Origin of the sequence: Leptospira tipperaryensis (assembly GCF_001729245.1) — a bacterium.
Lineage (GTDB): Bacteria > Spirochaetota > Leptospiria > Leptospirales > Leptospiraceae > Leptospira > Leptospira tipperaryensis.
Genome location: NZ_CP015217.1, coordinates 2,003,867 through 2,029,075 on the forward strand (window position 1 = coordinate 2,003,867; position 25,209 = coordinate 2,029,075).

The window sequence follows — 25,209 nt, forward strand, 5'->3', positions numbered from 1 at the left end:
AATTCGTCAACTTGTAAAAAGAACCATTTGACAGTCCTCCAACCTCGAAATCTCTGGAAGAGGATCCTCAAATCAAAGACTTAGGAAACTTCTTTATTTTCTGCCTCTTTGATTCGATAATAAGACAGTTAACACAATGGCAAACGAACAAGAAGACAAACACAAAATCCCGGACGGACTCAGTCAACCGGTTCCATTCCCGAGAAATTCAGAACCTAAAAAGAAGATCTTATTCTATTCTTTAACCTGGTTTCTATTATCCGTTCTCTCTTTCTCCTTAGGGATCAATCTTCTCAAAAAAGACAACTCCGCAATTGCAAATCAGTCAGAAACGGTCCGCGCGAGTTCCGTTGGAATTATGGACGGAATTCGAGATCTTTTCTTTCTCAATAAACCTGTCAATCAGACCGAAAGCACAAACTCAACTCCGGATTCTGATTCTTCTAAATCCGGTTTTTTCTCCTTTGGAAAAGACGACGGAGATATGCCGGAGGCGACCTTGCTTCCTATGGCGGATGACAATACAACCTTTCGCGCATCCACTTGGTTTTCGGATTATGAAGCGATGAAAAAGACCGTTCATCTCTACAATGAAATCCACCCTTTTATCTATGGAATGAAAGGTCGTGAAACCAATAACGGAGACCTTTATTCGAGTTGGGGAAGCACTCAAAAACACGAGCGTGTGGCCGAGCTCAAAAAACTAAATCCAAACGTAAAAATCATTCCTACCATTTTCCGTTGGGAAAACAAATACGAAAAGATTTCCGAGAACATCGGAATGAACGGGCGTAACGATATCAGAGACAAACATCTCGGAAACATTCTTCATGAACTCGATACATACGGCTATGACGGAATCGATATCGACTACGAAGGAATGAGCTGCGAGAAAAAAGAAAAGTTTGAGGAATTCATAGTCATTCTTTCCAAAGAAGTTCATAAACGCGGAAAAATTTTGTCAGTTGCGGTTCACCCGAAAACTCCTGCTAAAAAGGAAACCTTCAAAGCTTGCAAAGGCCTAAAAGAAAAAATCAAGATGGATTACGCAGAAAACTGGAGAGGGCCGATGACACACGACTACGCCTTTCTCGCAAAGTATGCGGATCGTATTAAGATTATGGCATACGAACTTCATCCTCGTAAATATAGAAATCCGGGACCGGGACCTCAAGCGCCGAACACTTGGATCAAAAGTATCATAGAATACGCAAAAGCAAGAGTTCCTTCTCGTCAGTTGTATATGGCGATCCCGACTTACGGTTACGACTGGGCTCTCAACTGTAACTCGAAGATCAAATCGGTTTATTATATGGACGCGGTTCGTAAAAAGGATTTGGGAGTTCACAGACAACCGACTAACATCGATCAGATTATGGCCAATACAAAAAACTCAAGCACTTGGACCAATCTCTCCAAATTTTCCTGGGTTCATACTGGAAAAACCTACGAAGATCCGAGCATTTGGTATAAGTCCGAGGGTTGTGATCGAGTTGCGTTCTACATGAACCGGAAAGCCTTTGAAGAAAAGATGAGTCTTTTGAGACAATACGATTTGGGCGGATTTTCTTTTTGGCAGTTGATCAGCGACAACGATCCTGGAATCAACGACTACCTAGAATTATTGGTTTCTAATAAACTTCCTCCTGTGGAAAAAATCAAAGAGCCGGTAAAAGATCCGAACGCTCCCGCAAAGGACGCTCAACAAACACCGGAAGAAGCAAACGCAAACCGCCTGCACGCGGAGAAAGTTGCCAGAAAACAAGGTTAACACTCTCATCACAGACTCTCCCTTGGAAGCAGCAAAAGTTTTGCTTCGGGGAGGGCTCGTTATCTTTCCAACCGAAACCGTTTATGGAATCGGAGCTTCCGCCTTCGATCACAAAGCTTGCAGAAGAATCTACGAAGTAAAAAAAAGACCCTCCGATAATCCTCTCATTCTTCACGTTGAAAATATCGCCGCTCTGAAAGTTTGCGCTTCCGTAAATCCGGCCGGTGAACTCGTCTTTCAAAAATTTTCACCGGGTGCGATTACGGGAATTTTCTCGAAAAAAGATCCGAATCTTTTTACCGCGGATCTGAAGACGGTAGCGGTAAGAATTCCATCCAATCCAACTGCGCATTCTTTTTTAGAATTTTGTAATGTTCCCGTGGCGGCCCCGTCGGCCAATCTTTCCGGAAAACCATCCTTAACAAAAATGGAATATATTTTAGAGGAATTTTCCGGGAAGGTGGATTGTATTCTGAAAGGGGAAGAACCGAAGATCGGAATCGAATCGACTGTGATCGATTTTACGTCCGATCCTCCAATTCTGCTACGTCCAGGATTTGTGGACTTTCAAGATCTCAAAGAAATTCTTCCGGAACTTCAAGTATTGATATCGAAGGACAAAACGCAGAATACTTCGACCGATGCCCCGATCAGTCCCGGGCTCAAATACAGACACTACGCTCCGGTTTGTAAGGTGATTCTAACGGAAAGTCTGGAGAACGTGCCTCAAGACGCGGCTCAGATCGGATTTCAATTTTACAAAGATGTCACTTATCAAATTCAAGTTTTTACGAACGAAGACTATATGCAATTTCTCTATTCCTTTTTTGTGGAATGTGATCGGAGAAAAATCGCAGAAGCCTATTGTGAGATTCCAAAAGAAGGAAGAGGAAAGGACGCCCTTTTGAATCGAATCACAAAGGCCGCCTCAAAATGATTATCCTTGAGTCCAAAACTTGGATCGAAATAGAATTTCACCTTCTGAAAAAAGAAATTTCTTTTTTAAAGAATCTTCCACGTTTGTAAGATTTCCATCCATCCAAGACGGAAGAATTCCATTCTTACCAAAGCCTATTACGTTTAAAAAACTCGGTCTCAAAGATTTTAAAAAACTCTGGAACGTAAAAAGGGTCGGAAGGTATTGTAGTTGAACTCGTTCCGTTTTGAGTTCTTGTTTGATATCTTCCACAAGCCCTAAAAAGTCAGTGATGGAATCGATCATCTTATCTTTTAAAAACTGACTCGCGGTAAAAACCTTTCCTTGCCCAAATCTCTGATCGAGTGTTGAAACGTTGATCTTACGCGCATCCGCGACACGTTTGTAAAAAAGACCCTCAGATTCACGGATTTCCTGTTCCATCAATTTTTTGGAATCCGCGTGGATCGGCCCGTATTCGGAAAGCAGATCTCTGTATTTATAAAACCCGACTCGATCCTTGGTGACACCTAACTTGGAATAAAGATTCTTGAGATCCATTCGAAGGGAAATACTTCCGATACTCCCGACAACACTGTAAGGAGAAGAATAAATTTTGGAAGCCCCGCAGGAAAGATAATAACCTCCGCTCGCAGAAACGTTTTGAACATAGGCGTAGACAAGTTTTTTCTTGGATAACTTTAGGATTTCCTGATAGAGTAGTTCGGAAACGAACGCGGAACCTCCGGGAGAATCCACTTCCAGGATTACCGCCTTCACCGCGTTTTCATCCCTGAGTTCTTTGAGGGCGTTTTTTACGGAGTGATACGAAATTCCTTCCGTCTTTCCGTCTCCTTTTCCCAAAGTATCGTGATGAATGCTTCCTTTCAAAGGAAGTACGGCGACGATCGGTTCTCGCCGCGAAAATACTTTAAAATTTCTTAATTTTGCAAATCGATACAAGGACGAAAGAGTTAACTCCTTGGTAAGAGGTTTTTGTTTTTCTCCTTCGTTTGTATAAGCCTCGTAGAGAAAATTCTCCCGAAAGTCCTCTTCATTTAAGAATCCGGTAATGAACTTTCTTTCCTTCAAAACTTTGGCTGATAAAAAAGGTTCGGAGAATGTTTTTAAGGAGAATTTCGTATAACGTTGAAAAAGATTCTCTAGATCCGTTGTCATCTGTTTGAGAAGAGATACCAGATTCTCCTTTGCCTTTGGAGAAAATTTGTCTCTCTGAAACGATTCTCCGAACGATTTATAAGGACCGCTTTGAAAGGTCTCAACTTTGACTCCCCATTTTCTCCCCGCGTTTCCGAAGAAAAAAGATTCCGCCGAAGGAAGAACCGGAAAAAATTCGGAAGCTTCCGCGCAAAATCGAGTATTACAAATTCCTAAAAGAAAAAGAGACTTGAGTCCTCCCGTTAACGCAAAACCTTCGAGTTCGATTCCGGATTCTTTTAAAATCTGAAGTCTTTCTCCGATGCTCAGCGCTTCTCCAAATCCGTATTCGGGTTGTTCGATGAGAATCGAAACTTTTTTTAGATTGGGAATCTGTGAGAGGAGTTTTAATTCCAATAAGAATTCGGTGAAAAAAAGATCCTCGTCTTTGGAGGAAAGTAGTCTCATAAAGAAAGACTTTCGGTAGTTTGAGAATTCGGAAGGAATCTCTAGAAAGTAGTGATTGCCTCGAAAGAATCGAAATCGAATCCAACGAACGAGTTGGGAAATCAGACGAACAGGTAAAAAGACGAATTTTAGAAAATTTCGAAACATGTAAGCCAGTATGGGGACCGCTTTCTTCCTGAAAAAGAAGAATTTGTTTCAGGAAAGGAGTTTTCAGATTTTCGGAAGCTATAAATTCTAAAAAGTGAGAGGGTAATTCATTGCAGGAAATTCGGATTCGGGGAGCGAGAGAGCATAACCTTAAAAATATCAACGTGGACATTCCCAGAGACAAACTCGTAGTCATCACGGGTTTATCCGGTTCGGGAAAATCCTCTCTTGCATTTGATACGATCTACGCGGAAGGCCAGAGAAGATACGTGGAAAGTTTATCCGCGTATGCAAGACAGTTCTTGGGTCAGATGGAAAAGCCGGATTTGGACCTCATCGAAGGTCTTTCTCCCGCGATCTCGATCGAACAAAAGACCACTCACAGAAACCCTCGGTCCACTGTAGGAACTGTAACAGAAATTTATGATTATCTCCGTTTGCTCTATGCTCGAGTCGGAAAACCTCATTGTCCCGAATGTGGAACTCCGATCCAATCCATGTCGATCGATCAGATCACGGCTAGGGTACTTGCGTTTCCACAAGGAAGTAAACTCCAGATCTTGGCGCCTCTCGTCTCCGGAAAAAAAGGAGAACACAAGGACGTTTTAGAAAAGGTTCGTAAGGACGGATTCAATCGGGTGAGAATCAACGGAGAAATCCGAACCTTGGACGAAGAGATCGTCTTAAAGAAGAATTTTAAAACTTCCATCGAGATCGTCGTGGATCGGATCGTGATGAAGGACGGAATCCGAAGCAGGCTCGCAGATTCTGTAGAAACCGCTCTCAAACAATCCGAAGGAATCGTGATCTTGGACGACGGAACCAAGGACCACGTTCTTTCTCAGAAGATGGCCTGTCCGAACGGACACGATATCGGTTTTACCGAACTCACTCCTAGAATGTTTTCCTTCAATTCTCCTTATGGCGCCTGCGAGACCTGCGACGGTCTGGGAAGTTTATTGGAATTTGATGAAGATCTTCTTATCAACGATCCGGAACTTTCTCTCGTCGACGGTTGTATCGAAGCCTGGGCCGGCTCGAAAAGCAACGGCTTTTGGTTTATGGCGACTCTCAAGTCCTTATCCGATTCTTTAAAATTTAAGATGAACACTCCTTGGAAGGATCTTCCCGAAAAAACGAGACAGACAATTCTTCAGGGAGATAAGAAAATAAAAATTGAATATGATTTTCGTGGCGCGAATTCTCACTACGAATTTACGAAAGAATACGAGGGTGTGATTCCGAATCTTCAGAGGAGATACAAGGAAACAAAGTCGGATTCGATGCGTCAGTGGTTCGAATCCTATATGACCAATCATCCTTGTCCCACCTGCAAGGGAAAACGTCTCAAAAGAGAAAGTCTTTCAGTAAAGGTGCATAACGTTCCCGTGGACGAGTTTACTTCCTTTTCCATCGAAAGGGCACTTCATTTTGTGGAGAATCTAAAGGTTGTCGGTTCCGAAGAAATCATCGCCAAACCGATCTTAAAGGAAATTCATCAGAGGCTTACTTTCTTGAACGACGTCGGTGTAGGATATCTTACACTCGAAAGAAGCGCCGGTTCCTTGTCCGGCGGGGAAGCGCAGAGAATTCGTCTCGCGACTCAGATCGGATCGAGGCTTATGGGAGTTCTCTATATCCTTGACGAACCTTCGATCGGTTTACACCAAAGGGACAATACAAAACTCATCGCCACTCTCAAAAATCTCAGAGATTTGGGAAACACGGTTCTCGTCGTGGAACACGACCACGAAACGATGGAAGAATCCGATTGGCTCATCGATATGGGACCCGGCGCGGGAGTCCACGGTGGAATGATCGTTTGTGCGGGAACTCCGGAACACGTAGCCAAGGATAAAAATTCTCTCACCGGAAAATATCTTTCCGGAAGATTGACGATTCCGATTCCTGAAAAGCTCAGAGACGGAAACGGTTTTAATCTTCAGATCATCGGAGCCAAAGAAAACAATCTCAAGAATATCGACGTAACGATTCCTCTCGGAAAGTTAGTCGTCGTTACCGGCGTTTCCGGATCCGGAAAATCCACTTTGATAAACGACATTCTCTATAACGCCGCAGCCCACAAGGTGATGAAGATGAAGACCTTAGCGGGAAAACACAAGACTATCAAAGGTTTTGAACAAATCGATAAGATCATCAATATCGACCAATCTCCGATCGGAAGGACTCCACGTTCCAATCCGGCGACTTATACGGGGCTTTTTACTCCGATCCGGGAAATGTTTTCCAATCTCGAGGACGCAAAACTAAGAGGTTACGGACCCGGAAGATTCAGCTTTAACGTAAGCGGTGGAAGATGTGAAACCTGCGAAGGCGACGGGATTCTTAAAATCGAGATGCACTTTCTTCCCGATGTTTACGTGACCTGCGAGGTCTGTAAAGGAAAACGATACAACCAAGAAACATTAGAAGTTCGTTATAAAGGAAAAAATATCTTCGATGTCCTTGAAATGACCATCGAGGACGCGAATCAATTTTTTGAAAATATTCCGATCGTAAAAAGAAAACTGGAAACGATGATGGAGGTCGGACTCGGTTATATTCGACTCGGACAACCGGCTACCACATTCTCCGGAGGAGAAGCTCAGAGAATCAAACTCGCTACCGAACTTTCCAAAAGACCAACCGGACGAACTCTGTATATTCTGGACGAGCCGACGACGGGGCTTCATTTTGAAGACGTTAGACATCTTTCCGTAGTACTTCATACGCTCGTCAATCGAGGAAATTCTATGATCGTGATCGAACACAATCTGGACGTAATCAAACAAGCCGATTGGTTGATCGATATGGGACCCGAAGGCGGAGACGGAGGGGGGCTTGTGATTGCGGAAGGAACTCCAAAGGAAGTCGCGAAGGTGAAAAATTCCTATACCGGACAGTATCTCAAGAAAATCTTTGCATCCGATAAAAAGAAAACCGGCTGAGGACTTATGAATCTAAAAGAATTCTTATCTTCCGTTCCATCCGAAGAGTATCATTCAGTATTTCGAAACGCTCTTCCGTATTTGGTGGAAGAAGGATATTTTGACGCGATCGTGGGAGGATCTTTTGAAAGCTTTCATAAAAAGATTTTCACCCTCGGTTCTTATCCGAGAGGAATCGGGATCGGAATCGCGCTCATGGCTCAGACCAATGTCGCCGGAAGAATTTTAAAATTTGTCTCGGAAGGATTTGCAAACGAAACGGAAACGAACAAACTTCCCGGTCGAGAAAAAACGATTTCGATCGTGAAAGCTCTTCTACAAGGAGTTGGAACCGGGAAAGATATTATTTCCATGGGTGTGAGCGAGTCCGGATGGAAGGGAAGAATCTCGAATATCACGAGTTCCTACAAGATCGAAGGGGATCGGATTGTTCTCGATCTTACAAAATCTTTTTTGACCAACGGAGCCAATTGCAGCGGGTTTCTCGTAGTTGCGAAGTCGCCTAACGAAACCTACGACGTGATCTATCTTCCTTTGGAAACTCCGGGTTTGGAAGTTGAACTTTTTGATTTGGAATACGCTAAGGAAGCGACCCACTGTAGACTAAAAGGGGAAGGTTTGTCCTTTCCTCTGGAGAATTTGGTTTTTCTAAACTACCAAGGATACGCGCCTGAAATTCATCTTTCGGAAATGCTTTCCGCCTCGGCGTTGTTTTGCGGTTACGTCGATCTGATTTTAAGAACTCTTCTCAGAGAAAAAAGAGACAACGTAGATCCAAGAATCGCCGGAAAAATTCTGGATATTCAAGAATTATTATATTCTAAAATATTGGAGATTTCCCGTAAAAAAGACAACGACCCGAATTTTAGAATGGAAGAAGTTCATCCTTACGGTTACGAAACTTCCCTGGATTTGATTTACTCTTGGTTTACGGATTGTGTCAGTAGCGTGGAATTGACGAAGTTGTTTCCGGACATCAATCTATTTTATTCGATTCACCCCGGAAAAACCCCGATCTATCAAAAAAACATTCTAAAAAAAATCAGAGCGCTGCGTTAGACAAAACCTTTAGTGGTGATGGTGGCCGTGATGACCTTGTTGGGGTCCATGAGAATCATGAATCTCTAATGTTCCGATTCTTTTGGTAAGATCCGATTCCTCACACTGAACGGTCACAAAATCAATCCCGAATTCGGATTTTAGAATCCGTTGTGTCAAAAAGACGATTTCACCCGAAGTTTTTAGATCCGAAACGGAAAGACGCAGAGTACAAGCGTGAACTCCTCTCGTAATCGCCCAAAAATGATAATCCAGAATTTTTTGAATTCCTGAAATCTTCCGAAGGTGCTCCAGAATATGAGGAATATCGAATGTAGGAGGAGACGATTCCAAAAGAACGGAAAGGCTTTCCTGGAAAATTCCCCATGCGGAACGCAAAATCAAAATAGAAATCAAAATGGAAATCAAAGGATCAATCCAGTTCCACTGCGTAAAATAGATCAGAATCGAGCCGATCAAAACGCCCGCCGTTGCAAGAAGGTCGCTGAGCACGTGGATATAAGCCGATTTGATATTGATATTCTCGTTGCTAAAACGAAATAGAATCCAGGCGCTGATCAGATTCAAAACGATCCCGCTGGAACTAAAGATCAACATTTGAAAACTCAAAATCTCTTTTTGATTCTGAAATCTTTCAATCGCTTCGTAAAAGATATAAAACGAAATTCCAAAAATCAAAATCGAATTTACGAGCGATGTTAAAATTTCAATTCGATAGTACCCAAAAGAATATTTCGGATTCGGTTTGCGGGATGCAAGGAGCACCGCGATCAAAGAAAGAGAAAGTGCGATCGCGTCGGTGATGATATGTCCCGCGTCGGCGAGGAGGGCGATACTTCCGCTCTGGATTCCTCCGAAGACTTCTACGACAAAGATCGTAAGCGAAACAAAAATCGCCAAAAGAATGGATCGTTTCAGACCCTTCTCTTGGCTTCTTTCTACGTGATGGAGTTGAAAAAAATCATCCATCAACGAGGAACGACTACGATATCAACTCTTCTGTTGAGCGCTCGATTTTCCGGAGTATCATTGGACACGATCGGCTGGAATTCTCCGTAACCCGCCAGTGATAGGTTTCTCGCGTCCAAGTTTTTATTTTCTAAAAAGTAATGGAGCACCGAAAGAGCTCTTTCTCCTGACAACTGCCAGTTGTCAGCGAACTTCTTTGTTCGGATCGGAATGTTGTCCGTATGTCCTTCGATGATGATGAGATTTCCCGGATAATTTACGAGAATATCTTTGATCTTATCCAGAGCCGGAAGAATCGCTTTTTTTAGATCGGCCGATCCGGAATCAAAGGAGATTTTGTCGTCGATATTGATCACGAGACGATTGTGAAATCGTTTGAGACGGATCTGTCCTTTTTTGATTTCATCTGTGAGTTTATTTTCCAGTTCATTGGCCTGATCGGAAAGACGATCCAATTCTTTCTTTTGATTTTCGGAAAGATTTTTGAGTTTGGAGATTTCGTCGTTCAAAGAGAGGATTCTTGCTTCGAGGTCGCCTATCTTTTTCTCATATTCCTTTTGTAAGGCTTCGGTCTTTTTCTGACAAGCGGCTCTTTCCTTTTCGAGTTCTTCCTTTAGATTTTCCAGGAGTTCCCGAAATTTTTTGGCCTGTCTTTCGTTTTCTTCGATCAGTTCCTTTTCTTTGTTTGTACTTTTTGCTTTTAAAACGGCGATCTGATTTTCAAGAGCTTTTATTTTCTCTTCGCTCAAGTCGTTGTCCTTAGCTCGGAATTCTTTCTCCCTCGCTAAAAGTTCCTCTAAAGAGCGGATCTTAGATTCGATCTCCAATTTCTCTTTTTTATAATTTTCGGTTTCGTTTCTGTATCTGGTTCTTAGGGAATCCAGTTCGATTTCAAGGGCGATCTTCTCGTTGTAGACCTTATTGTATTCCCAGGGATAATAAAACGCATCCGCAGAAAGCGGGCTGATGGAGAGAAGAAGAGCAAAGAAAAGAAGGAGAGAATAAGTTGGAAAGGATTTCATTGTGAATATACACCCTGTGTTTCTAGGATTGAACAGTTTACGATCGGGTCAAATGAAAAACTCCTTTTTTGACGGCAGGATGGAAATTCATTGATCGGTCTGGAAAGTTTTCAATTCTGTTCTCTGAAACCATTTCTCGGGGAGAATTTTATGGAAGAAAAAGGAGTCGGTCAGAGTCTATTCTCGGAAAAAGCGAATCCTTCTTCTTTGGAATGGATCGAATTCTTCCAAGAAAAAATCAAAGCCGCGAACGTCTCATTTTTAGATCGTTTTCTTACTCTCAATCACCCGGCGGACATCGCGGAAGTTTTGGAGAAGTTGGAAGAAGACGAGGCTTTCTACGTTTTCAAACATTGCGATTCCGAACTCCAGAGTTCGATCCTAGTCGAGTTTGACGAAGAATTTCAGGCGGACCTGATCTCTCGTTTTCAGATGAAGGAGATATCTCCGATTCTTGAAAATTTGGAAACTGACGAACTCTCGAGTTTGATCTCCGAATTTCCCAAGGACAAGGCGGAAGAAATTCTCAATTCCATCGACCAAGAAGATTCTTCTCAGGTTCGAAAACAGCTTACGTTTCGGGAATACACAGCCGGACGTCTGATGAACACTGTATTCGCTTCCGCCGTGGAAACCGATACGGTTCGAAAGGCGATCATCAAACTCAGAAAGATCGCAAGAGACACAGACGATATCTATCATCTCTATCTCACCGATGAGAATAACGTTCTCAAAGGTTACGTAAAACTAAAGAATTTATTTTTAGCTCCTCTCAACACAAAGGTAAGCCGTTTGATGAAAACCGGTTTTACTTCTCTTCACTACGATACGGATCAGGAAGAAGTCGCGAAAATTTTCAGAAAATATGATTTGGTTTCCGCAGCGGTCGTGGACGATCTTGGAAGAATTTTGGGAAGAATCACCGTGGACGACATTTTGGACATCGTTCACGAAGAGGCTTCGGAAGACATCCTTCGTTTGGGTGGGGTTTCCGAAGAGGAGAAACTGACTTCTTCCGTTTTAACCTCTGTTAGGCGAAGAATGGTCTGGCTTATGATCAATCTCGGAACTGCCTCCTTGGCCGCATCCGTAGTTTCCTTTTTTGGAGATACGATTGAAAAATACGTATTACTCGCTTCTCTTATGCCGATCGTAGCCGGAATGGGTGGAAATGCAGGAACTCAGTCGATCACTCTCATCGTTCGAAATTTAGCGACGGGAGATTTGACTACTGAAAACTGGAAGGCGGCAATTCGAAAAGAGGGTTTGGTCGGACTTTTTAACGGCTTTATGGTCGGGATCACCGCCGGAGTGATCGTATATCTTTTTACCGGAAATTTTGCGTTGTCCGCGGTCATGTTTATGGCATTGCAAGCGAACCTTTTGATCGCCGCTGTCATCGGAACTTCGATTCCATTGCTCCTTCGAGTGGTAGGAATCGATCCGGCGATTGCGTCTTCGATCTTTGTGACGACCTTTACGGATGTTTTTGGATTCTTTTGCTTTTTAGGATTGGCTACGATCTTTATTCATTTATTATAATGGACTTCGAAAGAACGGAAGGACGAATGGAAAAACAAAAATGGAAATGAGTTATCTTAGAATAGAATTTAGTTTCGGAGAATAAAAATCGATGTCGGGTATGAAGTCAAAGTTTACATTTACAAAAATCCTTTTAATCGTCGGGATCACTTGGGGCGGACTTGGAATCCTTTCTTGTTCCGCGGGCAATACGAAAACCCCCGAGGGTGAAACAGTGAAAACCGAACCGGTCGCCAATCCCGCGGGAGAAAACGAAATCGTTTTGGACGAAGAGGGCAAGGAAGTCTCTCTAAACACGGGAGATCATCCCGCGTTTCTCAAACCTTCCAAGGATCCACTGGAATACTTTCGAGTTCATATTTCGAGCGACGGGTATCAACTCCGACAACTTCGAGGCTCCAAATACATCAAAAGAAAAGTGGATAAGGGCGGAGACGCTCTCATCAGCGAAGAATTGGTTCGTTACAATAAGATCAACTTTATCGACGACGGAATCATCATCGTTGTATTAAACGGAAATACGGGAGCTTTTGAAACGATTCGTTTTAATACGAGGGTTCCCAGAATCAACGACTTAGCAAAAATCGTACAAAACGACGTAACGCGCTGGTCCATGGAGCATTCGGAAGAAAAACCTGTGGTTACTAAATTCCAAATCCATTATACTCTCGAACTCAAAAACAAAGTGGGAAGCAATCGGGATGTTGTGAAGGAAGAATTGAAAAAAGAAGTGATTCGAAGGAAGTAAATTTTCGAAAACGAAATTTCAATCCATTTGCATTCGAAAAAAAGGGCTCGAAAACATTTCGAGCCCTTTTTTATTTATTCTCCGTTTTCCAGCTCCTATTTTGTCAAATCGAAACTCGAGTTTATAAATTTCTAAAGTGGGCTTCTACTCACAAATCGATCCGACTAAACCTTTTGGATCCTTTAAGTAACTTCTAATGAACTTGAATTCTAAAATTTGAATCTATATTACGGAAAAATCGTTTTTCCAGTTTAAAAAACTTGTTTTGAGTTTTGTAAAGAATCCGGGAAAGGTTTTATCGTATTTGCATTCCGCGATCAAACCCTTCGAAATCGATGATTTGGATCGATTTTTAACTCCTTTTTTCCTTTTACGCCAAGACTTTAAAAACGGAATCAATTGTAATCGAATCAAAATTGATAATAAAACTTAAATAGAGAGACATTCATAAATTTCCTGAATGAAATAGAGTTTGTCTTCCATTTTGATCCATCCTGATCCGGGATAGAAAGATTTATCCTAGTTAAGGCGAAGGCAACGCCATAATCTTAATCTGCTTTTGATATATAAATTGTTTATAATAAACTAATTAGATTTCGTTTTCTACATTCTAAATATTAAAGCCTTGTTTAAAATTTATTTAGCCTTATATTGATAGGATAGAAGGTTCATGCGTGTTGATATTAGTACTATCACGTCTGAATCCGTTCATATGCTCCATTTTTGTATAATAAGGCCTTTCATTTTAGATTCTAAATAGATTTATTATATTCTTACTTTTGAAACTACTACAAAAAAATTATTTAAAAACAATCTTCTCTTTTAAAACTACAAAATGAATAACAAACTTACTATTATAGAATACAATCCCTTATTATTTTATCGAGTTGCTTCCATTGAGTGAATGTTCCATGGAGCCATATAGAATTCAAAATATCCTCATTGTCGACGATCAAAAAACGAATCTCAAGTTGCTAAAAGTACAACTTGAATCCTTCGGTTACATAGTTTTCGAAGCATCCGACGGAATGGAAGCTTTGGAAGTATTAGAAAAAAGGAAAGTAGAAGTGATTATATCGGATATTCTGATGCCGAACATGCACGGATACGAGTTTTGTGCCAAGGTAAGGGCGGACAAGGCCTTGGATTCCGTTGTATTCATTTTTTATACCGCAACGATGACTTTAAAAAGTGAGGAACAGTTTGCGCTCAAGCTCGGCGCGGACGCATTTTTTAGAAAACCAACATCCTTAACTGCCATGCTGGAAGTGATCCAGGGTATCGCGAAGGATACGCAGCACAGAATTCTTACTCCGTTGATTCAATCGACGGAATCGATTCTCAGAGAATATAGCCAAAGTATCGTTAATAAATTCGAAGACCAGAACGCGATGCTGATCGAAAAGAACAATCTCCTGACGCATGAGATCGGTGAAAGGAAAAAGGCGGAAGAGGACGGCAAACGGCAGTCGGTGTTTTTTAGAATGTTATTCGAATCGTCTCCGATTGGACTCGTGATGGTCCACACGGATAATTCTGTCATCGCCGCAAACCGTATGTTTACTGAAATTTTTCAATATTCGGCGGAGGATTTGATCGGAAATAACCTGAGTGATTTTATCTCTCCGAATGGAAAATCAAACGAATCCAAAGAACTTTTGGAACAAGCGATTCTTGGATCCATTCTTCCTATACAAATCGTGAGAATGAGAAAAGATAAAAGTTTAGTCGAAATCCTGTTTCATATGTATCCGTTTATCGTCGATAACGAGCCGATTGCTCTTTGCGGGGTCTATGTAGATCAGACAAATCAAAAATCCCTCGAAAAACAATTGAGACAATCTCAAAAATTGGAAAGCCTCGGAACTCTTGCAAGTAGCATCGCACACGATTTTAATAATATTCTTACAATCATCCTGGGACATACCGGTCTTCTTGAATCCAAAAGTTCGGATAAGACCAAACTTTTACATAGTATTCAAATCATTCAAAACGCTTCCGAACGAGGGGCATCCATAGTAAGACAACTGCTCACCTTCGCTCGTAAGACGGAGATGATCTATCGGTCTGTAATGTTAAACGACATCGTAAGGGAGATCGAAAACCTGCTCCAAGATACGTTTCCAAAGACGATCGTCATCAAATCCGATCTGGATTCGGATATATCTTACATTTCCGCGGACGCAGGACAAATTCATCAGTTGTTATTAAATCTTTGCATCAATGCAAAGGATTCCATCCAGGAAATTCAGAGAATAGGAGCAATTACGATTTCCACAAAGGAAGTAGCGAAGGAGATAGTTCTTCAAATTTTTCCGAATGCCACCGAACATTCTTATATTAGAATACGCGTTAGCGATACCGGCGCCGGTATGACCGAAGAAACGATACAAAGAGTTTTCGAACCGTTTTTCACGACAAAAGGAGAAGAAAAAGGAACGGGCTTGGGACTTTCGGTCGTTTATGGAATCGTTGAAAATCATCATGGGTTTATCGATTTTCGAAGTAAGGTTGGAACTGGAACGACCTGCACGGTTTATTTTCCGAGTGAAACAAACGTTTCTAAATCTAAGAATTCCGATAAAGAAGAGAGCAGTTATCTGGTTAAAAAAAGAGCCGGAACGATTCTTTTAGTGGAAGATGAGGAATTTATTCGGGAGTTCACGAAAGAGGTTCTCACTGAGGTCGGTTACAATGTGATCTCGACGGAGAATGGGAGAGAAGCTCTGAGCAAATTTGAACAACATAAGGACGAAATATTCTTAGTTATATCCGATTTGGATATTCCGATCATAAACGGAGACGAAGTCTGTATAAGGATTTTTGCATTAAAGCCCGAAATGAAAATTATCGTTGCGAGCGGTTATATCAGTTCCGATGTAAAGCAAAGTTTGTATGATTGGAAGGATCAGATTCGATACGTACAAAAACCCTTTCGGCCAAGCGAACTTTTGGAAGCGATCGACCAATTGATAAAGGCAGTTTAACGTCCCAAACCGCAAAAGAAAAAATTCTGATCCTTTTGTTTCTATGACCGTAAACTCCTTTCCTCTTCGGACCGCCCATAAACGATGATCTAAAATACATTTAGACTCGCGCTAAAAGGTAAAGAATTCCGCTCAACATGTCTCGATTAAACTTCCTCCTCGAAGCCGAAGCTCCTCATTCCAATGCTCGCGCAGCAACGTTTACTACATTGCACGGGAAAGTTCAAACTCCTATCTTTATGCCGGTTGGAACCCAAGCCACCGTAAGAGCTCAGACGGTCGATTCTCTAAAGGCGATGGGCTCCCGCGTTCTATTGGCGAATACATATCATCTTCTTTTAAGACCCGGTGCGGAAGTTTTTCGCAAGATGGGTGGAATTCATAAGTTTATGAACTGGGATTTTCCCGTGCTTACCGACTCGGGTGGGTTTCAAATCTTCAGTCTTCCGAATTCTCGAAAGATGACCGAAGAGGGAGCTCTTTTTCGAAGTTACGTGGATGGAAAGATGATTCTTCTTTCTCCGGAACTGAGCATCGATATGCAAAGAGCGATCGGCTCCGATATCATGATGGTTTTGGATCAGTGTATTCCGTCTACCGCCGATTATGCGAAAGCAAAAGACGCGATGGAGATCACACATCGATGGGCGAAACGAAGTCTGGACGCGAGAGGGGATTCTTCCCAATCTATGTTTGGAATCGTACAAGGGGCTTGTTTTCCGGATCTCAGAAAAGAAAGCGCAAAGGCTCTGACTCAGATGTCCTTTGACGGATTTGCGATCGGCGGCTTGGCGGTGGGAGAAACCAAAGAAGAAAGAAACGATTTCTGCGAACTCTCGGCTTCCTTGCTTCCCAAACATCTTCCGCGTTATTTGATGGGAGTTGGAACTCCTATCGATCTTTTGGAGGCGGTTCACCGCGGAGTGGATATGTTTGATTGTACGATTCCGACCGAACTCGCTCAACACGGAGTCGCTTACACGAGCGCCGGAAAATTACAACTCCATAGAACCATTTATAAGTTTGAAGAATCTAAACTCGATGAAAACTGTGAATGCCCTTGTTGTCAGAACTATTCTCGTTCTTATCTCCATCATCTTATCAAGACGAGTGAAATTTTGGGATGGCATCTGATCGCGATGCACAATCTGAATTTTTATCACCGTCTTATGGCCGAGATGCGCGCTCGTATCTTTGAAGGAAATTTTGCTTCTTACTATTCCCAAAAAAAGGAAGAACTGACTCGAAGCGACAACGTAGATCCTTCCTTACACAAAAAAAGAACTCCGAAAGCACAGAGAAAAAGAATTCTCGGAGACTATGAGATTCGAGAAAACAAAGAAGGAAAGTATTGGAGCGTTCGTCAGAGAAGTTCCGGCGAAACGATGCATTCGGTAAACAATCCTTCCCAAGAAGCAAAGTCCCTTTATATCGTTCAATCCAAACTTTCAGAAAAACTTTCAGTCGATAGTTCCTTGTCTAAAAACTCTCGACCCTTTGTGATCTGGGACGTGGGTCTTGGCGCGGCTACCAATTCCATGGCGGCGATTCAGTGTTACGAAGAAGTCGATTCTCCCGTTCCGATGAATATGATTAGTTTTGAATGTGATCTGGATCCGTTTCGTCTCGCGATGAGAAACATCGGATGTTTTCCCCATCTTTTTCACAAAGCTCCAAGATCCATTTTGGACAAAGGAAATTGGACTTCTCCTTTCGGAGGACTTACATGGAACTTGGTGCTGGGAGACTTTGCGGAAACGTTTCGCGAAGAGCAAACACCGGATCTGATCTTCTATGATCCATTCTCTTTTAAAACGGATTCTAAACTCTGGGAACCGGAATTCCTCAAAGAACTCTTTACATTTTTTCAAAACGATTCTAAGAATACGATGCTCGTCACGTATTCGGCCTCTACCGCGGTTCGTTCTTCTCTTCTTTACGCAGGCTTTTGGGTTGGAAGGGGAAAAGGAACCGGACCGAAATCCGAAACCACGGTTGCTTATACAAAACGCCCCCAGAACCCGGATGAGTTTTCACAACTTCTCGGCGCGGAATGGTTGGGAAGAAGGGAACGAAGTCACGCTCGTTATCGAATCGAATGGAACGAGGAAGAAAATAAAATCTGGGAAGAGTCGATTCTTTCTCATTCCCAATTTCAAATTTAGCCTCATTCGTTTTTCGAGAATGGTTGCAAAATTCGCTTTCGATTGTATAAAACTTTCATTTTGAATCATTCTAAAAGGTAATCCAAAACTCTCTGATTCTACGTTGCGGGCCGAAGCCGTTTTAAAACTAGCTTGTCCGAGTCGGTTCCACTTTTTTTTAAACCAATCTCATTCATAAGCATATTTTAATTTATTACGAATGTGTAGTATACATAAATTCCTGCTTCACGATTCCGATCACAAATTCAAATACTTCGATTTTTCTAAAATCTTCTTTCAATCGTTTTTTCAGCATTAGATCCGAATCAGGGATTCACAATTCTTAAACATAAAGAGAGTTTGACACGGATAATTAGGGTTTAATGGAATTATTACATATTTAAGAAATAATTAGTTGATATTGAAATCGGTTCACCTATAATTCATCACACTCTAAAATCGAATATTTTTGGGCAATAGTAGAATATTCTTATGCAATAAGATAATGACAAATGCAAATATTTCAGAAATCGAAATCAATCTCTTGTTGGAGGCAATCTATCAAAAATACGGTTACGATTTTCGACAATACTCGGAAGCGCATATCAAACGGCGAATAACGAGTCGACTGGCGATTTCCGGATTGAAAACGATATCCGAAATGCAGTTTCAAATTTTACACAGCGAACAATTCGCATATGCATTATTGCAGGATTTGTCAATTACGGTCACCGAAATGTTCCGTGATCCCGAGTTCTATAAATCGTTAAGGGAGAACGTGATACCGATTTTAAAAACGTATCCCTTTATAAAAATCTGGCACGCGGGATGTTCTTCGGGAGAAGAGGCGTATTCGATGGCCATTCTTCTAAGAGAGGAAGGTCTTTATGAACGTTCCATGATTTACGCAACCGATTTCAATCAAAAGGTTTTAGATAAGGCAAAGGCCGGAGTGTTTCAAAACGATCTAATCAAGGATTATACGACTAACTATCAAATGTCGGGTGGCACGGAGTCCTTTTCCGATTATTATACTTCGAACTATAACATGTTTATCATGGACCAATCCTTAAAAAAGAATATAGTCTGGGCCAATCACAATATGGTGACCGACAACGTTTTTGCGGAGGTTCATGTGATCTTCTGTCGAAATGTGTTGATCTATTTTAAAAAAAATCTTCAAGAAAACATACATCTGCTTTTTTATAAAAGTTTGGTAAACGGAGGTATTCTTTGTCTTGGATCAAAGGAAGGATTGTATTTTACGGATTTAAAAAATAAGTACGATGAGCTGGATAAGAAACAAAGAATATTTAAAAAGAAGTATTGAGTAGGTTTGTTCGAATCAATGAAATATGAGGTGATCGTAATGGGAGCGTCTTCGGGGGGATTGAATGCAATCAAAACGGTTTTAACGCTGCTATCGGCCGATTTTGCCATTCCTATCATTTTAGTACAACACGTTTCACCTCGTTCGGACGGACAATGGATTCGATCACTTCACGTTACCGGTCTCAACATAAAAGAGGCCGATGAAAAAGAAACGATCCAAAAAGGAAACGTTTATGTAGCTCCGCCTAATTATCATTTGTTGATAGAAACGGATAAAACATTTTCTCTGACGATCGATACAAGAGTCAATTTTGCAAGACCCTCCATCGATGTTCTTTTTGAATCTGCCGCTGATGCGTATCGGGAAAAAATAGTCGGAATTATTTTCACCGGCGCCAATTCGGATGGTGCGATCGGATTGAAAAGAATCAAAGAGTTGGGAGGAACTACAATCGTTCAAGATCCTAATTTTTCAGAATCGCGATACATGCCCGAGGCGGCGATTTCATTGATGCCGGTCGATTACGTTCTTCCGTTGGAAAAAATCGCCGAACTGTTGAATACATTCGATAAGGATAATTGAGTTAGAATGTTATGGAACTAAAAATCAAAACCAAACTGTTATTCGGATTTTCGGTTATATTGCTTACGCTTATTGTCGCGTCCCTATTTGCAATCGATAAACTCGCAGAATCCAATAAGCGTTTGTTGAATCTCGTAGATGTCTCATCTAAAAGAATCAACTTATCCAACGAAATTTTGGTTTTTATTCTGGAATCGACTCGTCAGGAAAAAAACATCATTCTGGAAAAAAATCATTCGAGAAGAGTCTATTATAAAGAAAGAATATACGCTGCCGCCGATGCCGCCGATAAAAAAATAGCCGATCTGGAACCTTTACTGGAAGAGGGGGAAAGGATTATTTTGAATGAAATCAAATTTGCCTGGGTCGATTTTAGAAAAGATCTGGATCAACTCGTTGTGTATTCGTTAAACGGACAGACTGAAAAAGCGTTTGAGATATCCATAAAAAAAGGACTGAAAATGCGCGATGAAAACTTCAAACGTTTCGTTCAGTTAAACGCAAGAAATGAAGCAAAAATGGAGGCGGATAAGCTCAAGAATGACAGAGATTATAATTTAGCTCTATCCTTGTTGATCGCATTGATGGCTTCGAGCTTAGTCGCATCCTTATTTATTTTTTACTGGATCTTATACAGCATCACGCGTCGGATTTCTTTCATTGCGATCGAAGCCGAAAAAATAGCCAGCAGAGAATTGACCGCAGAGAGATTAGAGGACAAAACGGACGACGAACTCAATCCTATATTCAATTCTTTGATCAGCATCAACGAAAGTTTCCGTGAAGTAACCGAGAATGCAAACAGCGTGGCCGCAGGAAATTATACGATCGATCTGATTCCGAGATCGGAAAAAGATATTTTAGGAACGGCTCTGAAACGGATGACAAACTCCCTTAGGATGTCGACCGAAGAAAATGAAAAATACAATTGGCTCGTTACGGGTCAAAATAGACTCAACGAAAAACTTCGAGGAGAACAGAACTACGCCGAATTGTCGGAAAGTATAATCACATTCCTATGTGATTATTTAAACGCAAATATAGGAGCAATTTATCTGTATAACGATCTGGATAATTCCTTACGATTGAGCGGTAAATACGCTTTTTCTTCGACAAATCATGGAATTGATAGATTTGCTCTAAACGAAGGTTTGATTGGTCAGGCAGCTTACGATCAAAAACTCATTTCTATCAACGATATTCCCGAGCAGGATATTCGAGTCGTCTCTTCCGTCTTGGAATCAAAACCGAAACATCTGCTGATCGTTCCTTTTTCATTCGAAGGGGAAACTCTCGGCGTATTTGAAATTGGGAAATTAGTTCCATTCACTCAAACCGAGATACAATTTTTAAATTCTTCCACGGAAAGTATCGCGATTTGTGTGAACTCCGCACTCTCTAGAAAGAAAATACAGGACCTCCTGGAAGAAACGCAGGTCCAGAGCGAAGAGCTGCAGTCACAACAAGAAGAACTGAGACAGATGAACGAGGAATTGGAGGAACAGACACAGTATTTAAAACAGCAGCAGGAAGAGCTGCGCATGACAAACGAAGAACTGGAAGAACAAGCGAGATCTTTGGAGGCAAAAAATAAGGAAGTCGAGTTTGCAAGTTATGATATAGAGCAAAAAACAAAACAGCTGGAGATTAGCAGTAAATATAAATCAGAATTTTTAGCCAACATGTCTCATGAGCTGCGTACTCCGTTAAACAGTTTATTGATCTTATCCAAGGATTTATCGGATAATAAAAAAAAGAATCTAAACGCAGATCAGATAGAAAGTGCCAATATCATCTATAAAAGCGGGCAAGATCTTCTAATTCTTATCAATGACGTACTCGACTTATCAAAGATAGAATCAGGAAAGATGCGCATCAATATCGAACGGGTTTCTTTAAAAGAATTTGCAGGCGATCTCCTGCGCGATTTCGGACGTCAGGCAGAACAGAAAAATCTTCAGCTCACGGCTACGATTGACAGTGATATGCCCGAGTATATTCGAACCGACTCACAACGTTTGAATCAGATATTGAAGAATCTATTATCGAACGCGATCAAGTTTACTCAACAAGGAAAGGTTGATTTAAATATCCGATTGCACGGAAAAGACAATGCGATCCTCTCAGTAGTCGATACCGGGATCGGAATTCTTGAAGAAAATCAAAATTCGATATTTGAGGCGTTTCAGCAAGCGGACGGAAGCACATCGAGAAAATACGGAGGAACCGGTTTAGGATTGTCCATTTCAAAAGAATTGGCTAAGTTATTGGGAGGAGAGATCGTTCTTAAAAGTAAAATCAACGAAGGATCGTCCTTTTCTCTGATCATTCCGCTTGTCTTGGAGGAGGAATCTCAGAACGAACGTGACAAGGTCAGGATTCAAGAATCCATTCCGCACACCGTAGAAAATCCAAATAAATTTTTAGATTTCCCAGCCGCCGAAGACGATAGAACTCAGATTGAAAACGGAGACAAGACCGTCTTGATCATCGAAGACGACTTAAAGTTCGCTTCGATATTGATCAAACAAGCCAAAGTAAAAGGATTTAAGTGTCTATCCGCTTCCACGGGGGAAGACGGTTTGGTTTTGGCTAGGAAATACAAACCTCACGCTATCATTTTAGACTTCGCTTTACCCGGAACGAACGGTCATAACGTGTTAAACGAATTAAAAGCGGATCCTTCCGTTAGACATATCCCCGTGCACATTATTTCCGCGGAAGAACATTCGTTACAGCCGATCAAAGAGGGAGCAGTATCCTATCTTAGAAAGCCCGTCAACAAAGAACAACTGAATCAAGCGTTTGGCAGAATCGAAAACTTCATCGATCGAAAGATGAAAAATCTTTTAATCATCGAAGACGATCCGAACGCAAGAATCGCGATCAGAAAGCTGATAGGAAACGGAGATGTAAAATGTTTAGAGGCCGGCAGCGGACAAGAAGCTTTAACCGTTTGTAAGGAGAATTACGTAGACTGTATTGTTTTGGATATCGGACTCCCGGATATGAGTGGATTTGATTTAATCTATGAACTTGAAAAAATAGAACAACAGATCCCTCCGATTATCATTTATACCGGACGGGAACTTACAAGGGAGGAAAACGACGAACTTCAAAAATACGCGGAGAGCATTATCATCAAAGGAGTAAAATCAGAGGAGCGTCTACTGGATGAAACCGCTCTTTTTCTCCACAGAACGATCAAGGACTTACCCGAATCAAAACAAGGGATCATTCATAAATTGTATGATAAAGAGGCCGTTTTCCAATTGAAAAAAATACTTTTGGTAGACGATGATATGAGAAACGTATTCGCATTATCTAAAATACTCAAAGATAGAGGAATGAACGTAGTAAAAGCAGAAAATGGCAAACGAGCCCTGGACATATTGGAAAACATAGGTGATATCGATATCGTTTTGATGGATATTATGATGCCGGAAATGGACGGATATGAAGCGATGAGAAGAATCAGATCGAACATAAAATATAAAAATCTTCCCGTCATCGCTCTGACCGCGAAGGCGATGAAAGACGACAAACAAAAATGTATCGATGCGGGAGCCAACGATTATATAGCAAAGCCGGTCGATGTGGAACGATTGCTTTCCTTAATGCGGGTTTGGCTCGGGGCCTAAAAAATAAAGAAGATGGATTTAAAACCGAAAATATTAATCGTAGACGATAAACCGGAAAATCTAATCGCTTTAGAAGTCGTATTAAAGGATCTGGACATCGATCTTATAAAAGCATTGAGCGGTAACGAAGCATTAAAAGCCACAATACACAATGATTTTGCTCTGGCTTTATTGGATATCCAAATGCCTGAAATGGATGGTTATGAATTGGCCGGAATTCTCAGAGAGGAGGAAAAAACCGCCCGTCTTCCTTTTATATTTATATCCGCCGTATATACAGACAATCTAAACGTCTTCAAGGGTTATGAAAAGGGGGCATTTAGCTTTATCACTAAACCCTTTCAACCGGAAATATTGATCAATAAAGTGAAGTTCTTCATTGATAAACACATTCAAGAAATTGCACTTTTCAATTTGAACAAAGATCTTCAAAAGAAAAACTTAGAACTTGAATATATCAATGCGGAGCTTGATTCCTTTTGTTACTCCGTCTCGCACGATCTAAAGTCTCCGTTACGCGCTATTGACGGATATTCTAAAATTCTCAAAGAGGATTACGCTCAAAAATTTGACGAGGAAGGGAATCGATTGCTGGATGTGATTACCAGTAACGCGATGAGAATGAACGATCTGATCGACAGTCTTCTTACACTTTCTCGCTTGGGAAAAAAGGAAATCAGCAAGAAAACGATCGATATGAATTTGTTGATCAAGAAAGTAATCGAAGAATTTCCGCATGATACATTATCCAAGAATTTACACTTGGAAATTCAAGACTTACATCCAGTCATGGGAGATTTGGTATTGTTAAAACAGGTTTTTGTAAACCTTATCTCGAATGCGATCAAATACTCCGCGAAAAAAGAAAATCCTATTATTAAAATTGAAAGTCATACTCAAGATAATTCCATTGTCTACTCGGTTCAAGACAACGGGGTCGGTTTTAATATGGAATATCATAATAAACTTTTCGGGGTCTTTCAACGTCTTCATGACGGAACCGAGTTTGAAGGTATAGGAATCGGTTTGGCGATCGTCCAAAGAGTAATTTCGCGCCACGGAGGTCACGTTTGGGCGGAAGGAGCAGTGGACAAAGGGGCAACTTTTCTTCTTTCTTTACCTGCAAATTGATATAGATAACACTTGTTCGTATCGAATTTACAGATTTTTCAAGAAGAATTTTTTCGTTCCGAATAAAGTCGTTTATACTCTAAAAACATTCTAATTAAAACAATTTTTCAAAACAAAATTAAGCACTCTTTATAATTGTATAAAATATAATTAGAAGGATTTAATTGAATTTGAAGAATGTTTCAAAAAATAAGTGATATTCATACTGAACTTTGGTATATTTCTCTTCTGTGTTTTAGATTTAGCTAATAATGTATCAATAACTTATTTACTGTTGTGTCATGAATCGGATTCAATTTAGAATCTAACGATTATAGACTCATATTCGAGTCCCTGCTTGGATTGTATCTTTATCCTATTGCCCGACCTATCTATCACATCGGCAAATCTTGCCAATGTGGTTCAGAATATCGCAGCTCACTTTGATTCCGTCGCAAAGGAACGAAACATCCAATTTGAACTGAATACTCCCGAAACCTGCAAGAAGCAAATCGACGTTGCAAAGATAGAACTTGCAATTCTCAATTTGATTTCAAACGCGTTTAAATCCACTCCGGATTTAGGCAGGATTCAATGTTCTCTGAATCCGAACGGAAATTCCGTATGGATTCTGGTGGGCCACCGTTTTCTCTCAGGCGTTTAA

The 25,209-nt window shown here is 41.1% G+C and carries 16 protein-coding genes; 13 read left to right on the forward strand and 3 right to left on the reverse strand.

Translation table 11 applies throughout. The features are described 5' to 3' along the window. Nucleotides 1-136 precede the first annotated feature (136 nt). Both A0128_RS09480 and A0128_RS09485 read left to right on the forward strand, forming a co-directional pair. Nucleotides 137-1,771 carry a glycosyl hydrolase family 18 protein gene (locus tag A0128_RS09480; protein ID WP_069607286.1) on the forward strand — a complete coding sequence of 545 codons (1,635 nt, stop codon included), beginning with the start codon at nucleotides 137-139 and terminating at the stop codon, nucleotides 1,769-1,771. Continuing rightward, nucleotides 1,752-2,708 (forward strand): L-threonylcarbamoyladenylate synthase, encoded by a 957-nt coding sequence (locus A0128_RS09485; protein WP_069607287.1) that lies wholly within the window; start codon nucleotides 1,752-1,754, stop codon nucleotides 2,706-2,708. Before A0128_RS09480 ends, A0128_RS09485 begins: the two co-directional genes overlap by 20 nt. On the opposite strand, the gene A0128_RS09490 is transcribed toward A0128_RS09485, so the two are convergent. Beyond that, nucleotides 2,709-4,460: a S49 family peptidase gene (locus A0128_RS09490; RefSeq protein ID WP_069607288.1), complete on the reverse strand. Its 1,752-nt coding sequence runs from the start codon at nucleotides 4,458-4,460 to the stop codon at nucleotides 2,709-2,711. Between the two features lie 110 nt (nucleotides 4,461-4,570). Here A0128_RS09490 and uvrA point away from each other — a divergent pair, with 110 nt between their 5' ends. Together uvrA and A0128_RS09500 are read left to right on the forward strand one after the other, a co-directional pair. Further along, nucleotides 4,571-7,408, forward strand: coding sequence for an excinuclease ABC subunit UvrA (gene uvrA, locus A0128_RS09495; protein ID WP_069607289.1), 2,838 nt, complete (start codon nucleotides 4,571-4,573; stop codon nucleotides 7,406-7,408). 6 nt (nucleotides 7,409-7,414) lie between these two features. Continuing rightward, nucleotides 7,415-8,467: an acyl-CoA dehydrogenase family protein gene (locus A0128_RS09500; RefSeq protein WP_069607290.1), complete on the forward strand. Its 1,053-nt coding sequence runs from the start codon at nucleotides 7,415-7,417 to the stop codon at nucleotides 8,465-8,467. Nucleotides 8,468-8,476: 9 nt separating this feature from the next. Here the strand turns inward: A0128_RS09500 and A0128_RS09505 are convergent, their stop codons facing one another. Continuing rightward, nucleotides 8,477-9,436: a cation diffusion facilitator family transporter gene (locus A0128_RS09505; RefSeq protein WP_069607291.1), complete on the reverse strand. Its 960-nt coding sequence runs from the start codon at nucleotides 9,434-9,436 to the stop codon at nucleotides 8,477-8,479. Beyond that, entirely contained in the window at nucleotides 9,436-10,458 is a 1,023-nt protein-coding gene (locus A0128_RS09510) for an OmpA family protein (protein ID WP_069607292.1), read from the reverse strand. The genes A0128_RS09505 and A0128_RS09510 overlap by 1 nt, the downstream gene beginning before the upstream one ends. 150 nt (nucleotides 10,459-10,608) lie before the next feature. Here A0128_RS09510 and mgtE point away from each other — a divergent pair, with 150 nt between their 5' ends. The 9 genes from mgtE to A0128_RS09560 all read left to right on the forward strand — a co-directional run bounded on the left by mgtE (nucleotide 10,609) and on the right by A0128_RS09560 (nucleotide 25,209). After that, nucleotides 10,609-12,000 carry a magnesium transporter gene (gene mgtE, locus A0128_RS09515; protein ID WP_069609225.1) on the forward strand — a complete coding sequence of 464 codons (1,392 nt, stop codon included), beginning with the start codon at nucleotides 10,609-10,611 and terminating at the stop codon, nucleotides 11,998-12,000. 91 nt (nucleotides 12,001-12,091) lie between these two features. Next, nucleotides 12,092-12,748: an LA_2219 family laminin/E-cadherin/plasminogen-binding protein gene (locus A0128_RS09520; protein ID WP_069607293.1), complete on the forward strand. Its 657-nt coding sequence runs from the start codon at nucleotides 12,092-12,094 to the stop codon at nucleotides 12,746-12,748. Between the two features lie 911 nt (nucleotides 12,749-13,659). After that, nucleotides 13,660-15,735, forward strand: coding sequence for an ATP-binding response regulator (locus A0128_RS09530; RefSeq protein WP_069607295.1), 2,076 nt, complete (start codon nucleotides 13,660-13,662; stop codon nucleotides 15,733-15,735). Between the two features lie 137 nt (nucleotides 15,736-15,872). Further along, nucleotides 15,873-17,900 (forward strand): tRNA guanosine(34) transglycosylase Tgt, encoded by a 2,028-nt coding sequence (gene tgt / locus A0128_RS09535; protein ID WP_069607296.1) that lies wholly within the window; start codon nucleotides 15,873-15,875, stop codon nucleotides 17,898-17,900. A gap of 484 nt (nucleotides 17,901-18,384) precedes the next feature. Then, a complete protein-coding gene (locus A0128_RS09540; protein WP_069607297.1) occupies nucleotides 18,385-19,209 on the forward strand; it encodes a CheR family methyltransferase in 825 nt (274 codons plus the stop codon). An 18-nt stretch (nucleotides 19,210-19,227) separates the two neighbouring features. Then, nucleotides 19,228-19,794 (forward strand): chemotaxis protein CheB, encoded by a 567-nt coding sequence (locus A0128_RS09545; protein ID WP_069607298.1) that lies wholly within the window; start codon nucleotides 19,228-19,230, stop codon nucleotides 19,792-19,794. A gap of 11 nt (nucleotides 19,795-19,805) precedes the next feature. Further along, nucleotides 19,806-23,435: a response regulator gene (locus A0128_RS09550; RefSeq protein WP_069607299.1), complete on the forward strand. Its 3,630-nt coding sequence runs from the start codon at nucleotides 19,806-19,808 to the stop codon at nucleotides 23,433-23,435. 12 nt (nucleotides 23,436-23,447) lie between these two features. Next, a complete protein-coding gene (locus A0128_RS09555; protein ID WP_069607300.1) occupies nucleotides 23,448-24,566 on the forward strand; it encodes a sensor histidine kinase in 1,119 nt (372 codons plus the stop codon). 358 nt (nucleotides 24,567-24,924) lie between these two features. Beyond that, a complete protein-coding gene (locus tag A0128_RS09560; protein WP_069607301.1) occupies nucleotides 24,925-25,209 on the forward strand; it encodes a sensor histidine kinase in 285 nt (94 codons plus the stop codon).